Consider the following 3,894-nt stretch of genomic DNA (forward strand, 5'->3'; position numbering starts at 1 on the left):
GATGTACAACCACGCGGGCGCCCCCGACCCGCGCGGCAACCAGTCCACCGTCGCCCGGGTCACCTTCCCACCGCCCGCCCGGCCCGGCGGGCGCTGGGAGGTGACCCGGGCGGAGTTCGTGCCCCAGCTGTTCGACATCGACGCCGGCCGGGTGGTCGACCTGAACCGCGCCCTCGCCCAGGGCGCCGACGTGCGCGGGGTGCGCGACCGCATCCGGGACGTGGCGCTCAGCCGGGGCGCGGCCGAGGACGGGCTCCTGATGGGGGAGTAGGTCCCGGCGCGACGGTCTCCCGGGGCCCTGTGCGGCGGGCGCCGGTCAGTTCACGTCCACGTGGTCGAAGATCTTCAGCATCTCGCCGAGCACCCGCAGGCAGGCCGTCACCTCCGCCTCGGTCAGCTCGCCCCCGGCCTCGCGCATCACCGTGTGCTCCCGGGCGAGGACGGCGGTGATCGCCGACCGGCCCTCGTCCGTGAGCCGGATCAGCGAGGACCGCTGGTGGGCGGGGTTGGGGATGCTCTCCACCAGGCCGCGGGCCGCCGCGTCGTTGACCATGCGCTGCACGAACTGCCGGCTGATGGCCTGGGCGCGGCCCATCTGGGGGACGGTCATGGGCCCGTGCTTGTGCAGCAGGTCCAGTACGGCGCGCACGCCGACGGACAGGCCCTCGACGGCCTCGCCCTGTTCGACCGCGCGCTGAACCCGCCGGTACAGCGGGCCGACCAGGTCGAACACCTCGGTGAGGCGATGGCCCAGTTCGTCGGGAGGGAGGGGCTTGCCGGTGTCACTCACCCCGCCATCATGACATCCCGGTTGTCAAACCACGCAGAAGATGACACCTTGGTTGTCATGACTGTTGCTGCGGACCTCCGCTCCTTCCCCACTGCCGACGGCGACCTCGCCTACCTCGACACGGGCTCCGGGGATCTCGTGGTCCTGGTCCACTCCGGGTTCACCGACCACCGGTTCTGGGACCACCAGATCCCCGCCCTCGCCGCCGGCCACCGGGTGATCGCCCCCGACGTCCGCGGCCACGGCTGGTCGGCCAACGCCTCCCAGCCGTTCACCTGGGCCGGCGATCTCGCCGCCCTGCTGCGCCACCTCGACGCCGGGCCCGCGGTCCTGGTCGGGGTGTCGATGGGCGGGGCGATCGTCACCGACACCCTGCTGGAGCACCCGGACCTCGTGCGGGCGGCCGTCGTCAGCGGCTCCGCGACCGCCGACTGGCAGTACACGGACCCCTGGCACCAGGAGATCCTGGCCGAGTACGCCCGCACCCTGAGCGCGGGCGACATCGAGGGCTGGCTCGACGTCTTCGTCCGGGTTGTCCCCGGTGAGCACCGCAGCGCCGACGCGATCGACCCGGCCATCCCGCGCCGGCTGCGCGAGATGGCCCTGCACACGGTCTCCAAGCACACGCCCGGCGAGAAGGACTGGCGCGTCCCGTCGGCCGGCAGCTGGTCCCGCGTGCCCGGCGTCCGCGTCCCGGTGCTCACCGTCAACGGCACCCTGGAGCCCGCCGACCTGCTCGCCGCGGCGGAGCGGCTCGCCACCGCGACACCCGGCGGCCGCTCCGTCACCATCGAGGGCGTCGGTCACTACCTCAACCTGGAGAAGCCGCAGGAGTACAACGCCGTCCTGCTGGACTTCCTCAGCTCTCTCTAGCGGCGGTCGCCAGCTTGGAGTGGCGGTACGAGTAGGCGAAGTAGAGCACCAGCCCGGCCGCGAACCACACGGCGAACCGCGCCCAGGTCTGCCACTGCAGGAACGTGATCAGCCAGATCGAGAACAGCACGCCCACGGCCGGCACGAACGGCATCCACGGCGTCCGGAAGGTGCGGGGCAGCTCCGGCTGCCGGTAGCGCAGCACGATCACCGCCACGCACACCACCACGAAGGCCAGCAGGATGCCGATGTTGGTCAGCTCGGCCGCCTCGCCGATCGGCAGGAACCCAGCGATGGCGGCCGACGCCACCCCGACGATCCAGGTCACCCGGGTCGGCACGTGCCGGGTCGGGTGCGTCTTGGCGAACCACGTCGGCAGCAGCCCGTCCCGGGACATGGCGAACCAGACGCGGGTGACCCCGAGCATGAACGTGAACATCACGGTGAGGATGCCGATGATCGCGCCCACCGCGATCACGTTCGCCAGCCCGTCCAGCCCCACCGACTTGAACGCGGTGGAGAAGCCGCTCTCCTTGTCGATCTCGCTGTAGTGCTGCATGCCGGTCAGCACCAGACAGGCCGCCACGTACAGCACCATCGAGATCACCAGCGAGTAGATGATCGCCTTCGGCATGTGCCGCTGGGCGTCCTTCGACTCCTCTGCCGCCGTCGACATCGCGTCGTAGCCGAACACCGCGAAGAACACGGTCGCCGCACCGGTGAAAGCGCCGCTCACCCCGTACGGGAAGAACGGGTTGTAGTTCGACGAGTCGATGTGGAACACGCCGACGCCGATGACCAGCAGCACCACCAGCACCTTCAGCACCACGACCACCGTCTCGAAACGGGCCGCGTTCTTGATGCCGAGGGTCAGCAGATAAGCGATCAGCAGACACAGCAGCGCCGCGAACAGGTCGATGCGGTGCCCCTCGCCGGTGCCGGGCGCCCCGAGCATCCACGCGGGCAGATCGGCGCCCAACTCGTTCACCAGGAAGCTGAAGTAGCCGGAGATGCCGATGGCGACCACCGCCACGATCGCCGTGTACTCCAGCAGCAGGTCCCAGCCGATGAACCAGCCCGCCAGCTCGCCCAGTACCGCGTAGCCGTACGTGTAGGCGGAGCCCGCCTTCGGGATCAGGCCCGCGAACTCCGCGTACGACAGCGCCGCCGCGGCGCTCGCCACACCGGCGATGAGGAACGAGACGAGCACCGCCGGCCCCGCCGTGCCGTTGGCCACCGTGCCCGCGAGCGTGAAGATGCCCGCGCCGATGATGCCGCCGACCCCGATAGCGGTCAGTTGCCCCAGCCCGAGGGAGCGGTCCAGGCGGGTCCCCTCACCGACCTCCGTCTCCTCGATGTGTTCGATGGGTTTGCGGCGGAGAACCCCTTCGCCCGCCCGGAGCCCGGCCATGCGCCTCACCTCTTCGCGATCGGCAAACGGCTGACGGCGGATCATGATGGCTCAGCCGACGGCCCGAGGGAAGACGCCACGCACGGCGGACCGGGCAGGTAGGCACGGAAGAGACGCGGGCAGGACGCCCCGGCGGCGAACGGCGGAGGCTACGGCACCACCGTCACCGGCCAGCGCCCCGCCTTGACCAGCCGGACCGCGACCGAACCCACGATCCGGTGGCCCGCCTGTTCGGAGGCGCCGACGACCACCGCGTCGGCCTTCAGCTCGTCCGCCGCCGTCACCAGGCCGTTGTAGGGGTCGCCGTGGAAGGTGTGGAACTCCCACCGCACCTCGAAGATCCCCTTGACCCGCTCGGCGGCCTCGCGGATCTGCGCCACCAGGTCCTCGGCGATCTCGTCGGTGGTGGCGGCGACCGGCGCCCCGAGCGCCGCGCCCGCCGCCAGCACCGGCTGCACGTACACCACGGCGAGCAGCGCGCGCTGCCGCCGGGCCAGCCCGCTCGCGTAGGCCGCCGCCCGCAGCGAGGACTCCGAGCCGTCCACGCCGACCAGGATGACCTTCGGCCCGTCCGTGCCCCGTTCGAACTGGTGGGAGTGCTGTTCCGTCACGGCCCGAGGCTACCGGAACCAGTGGTTCCCGCCGTCGGCCCGGGGGGAGTGCCGGCTGACGGCCCGGCATGGGCCGCCCGGGTGGATTCATGCCGCCGCACCGGTGCCGCCGTGGTGCGCCGGGTCCGGGCCGGGCGACTGATGAGTGCATGAAGAAGGATCAGTTGCTCAGCCGGCGCCGGGCCCTGCTCGACGGTGCCGGCTGAGCA

General features: G+C 71.5%; 4 protein-coding genes and 1 pseudogene. 2 read left to right on the forward strand and 3 right to left on the reverse strand.

Annotated features, from left to right (window positions below; genetic code table 11):
- Positions 1–271 (forward strand): annotated as a pseudogene (locus tag CCN42_RS07835) (CapA family protein); the annotation flags it as partial.
- A gap of 45 nt (positions 272–316) precedes the next feature.
- On the opposite strand, the gene CCN42_RS07840 reads toward CCN42_RS07835, so the two are convergent.
- Complete coding sequence (locus CCN42_RS07840; protein ID WP_086172718.1) at positions 317–790, reverse strand: MarR family winged helix-turn-helix transcriptional regulator; 474 nt, start codon at positions 788–790, stop codon at positions 317–319.
- A 57-nt stretch (positions 791–847) separates the two neighbouring features.
- Here CCN42_RS07840 and CCN42_RS07845 point away from each other — a divergent pair, with 57 nt between their 5' ends.
- Positions 848–1,663 carry an alpha/beta fold hydrolase gene (locus CCN42_RS07845; protein WP_086734046.1) on the forward strand — a complete coding sequence of 272 codons (816 nt, stop codon included), beginning with the start codon at positions 848–850 and terminating at the stop codon, positions 1,661–1,663.
- Here CCN42_RS07845 and CCN42_RS07850 read toward each other — a convergent pair.
- Together CCN42_RS07850 and CCN42_RS07855 are read right to left on the reverse strand one after the other, a co-directional pair.
- Positions 1,650–3,074, reverse strand: a complete 1,425-nt coding sequence (locus CCN42_RS07850; protein ID WP_086734047.1) for an amino acid permease — start codon at positions 3,072–3,074, stop codon at positions 1,650–1,652. The genes CCN42_RS07845 and CCN42_RS07850 overlap by 14 nt on opposite strands.
- Before the next feature lie 149 nt (positions 3,075–3,223).
- On the reverse strand, positions 3,224–3,685 hold the full coding sequence (locus CCN42_RS07855; protein WP_086734049.1) for a universal stress protein: 462 nt from the start codon (positions 3,683–3,685) through the stop codon (positions 3,224–3,226).
- Between the last annotated feature and the right edge of the window lie 209 nt (positions 3,686–3,894).

Source organism: Streptomyces glaucescens (genome assembly GCF_002154375.1).
Taxonomy (GTDB): Bacteria; Actinomycetota; Actinomycetes; order Streptomycetales; family Streptomycetaceae; genus Streptomyces; species Streptomyces glaucescens.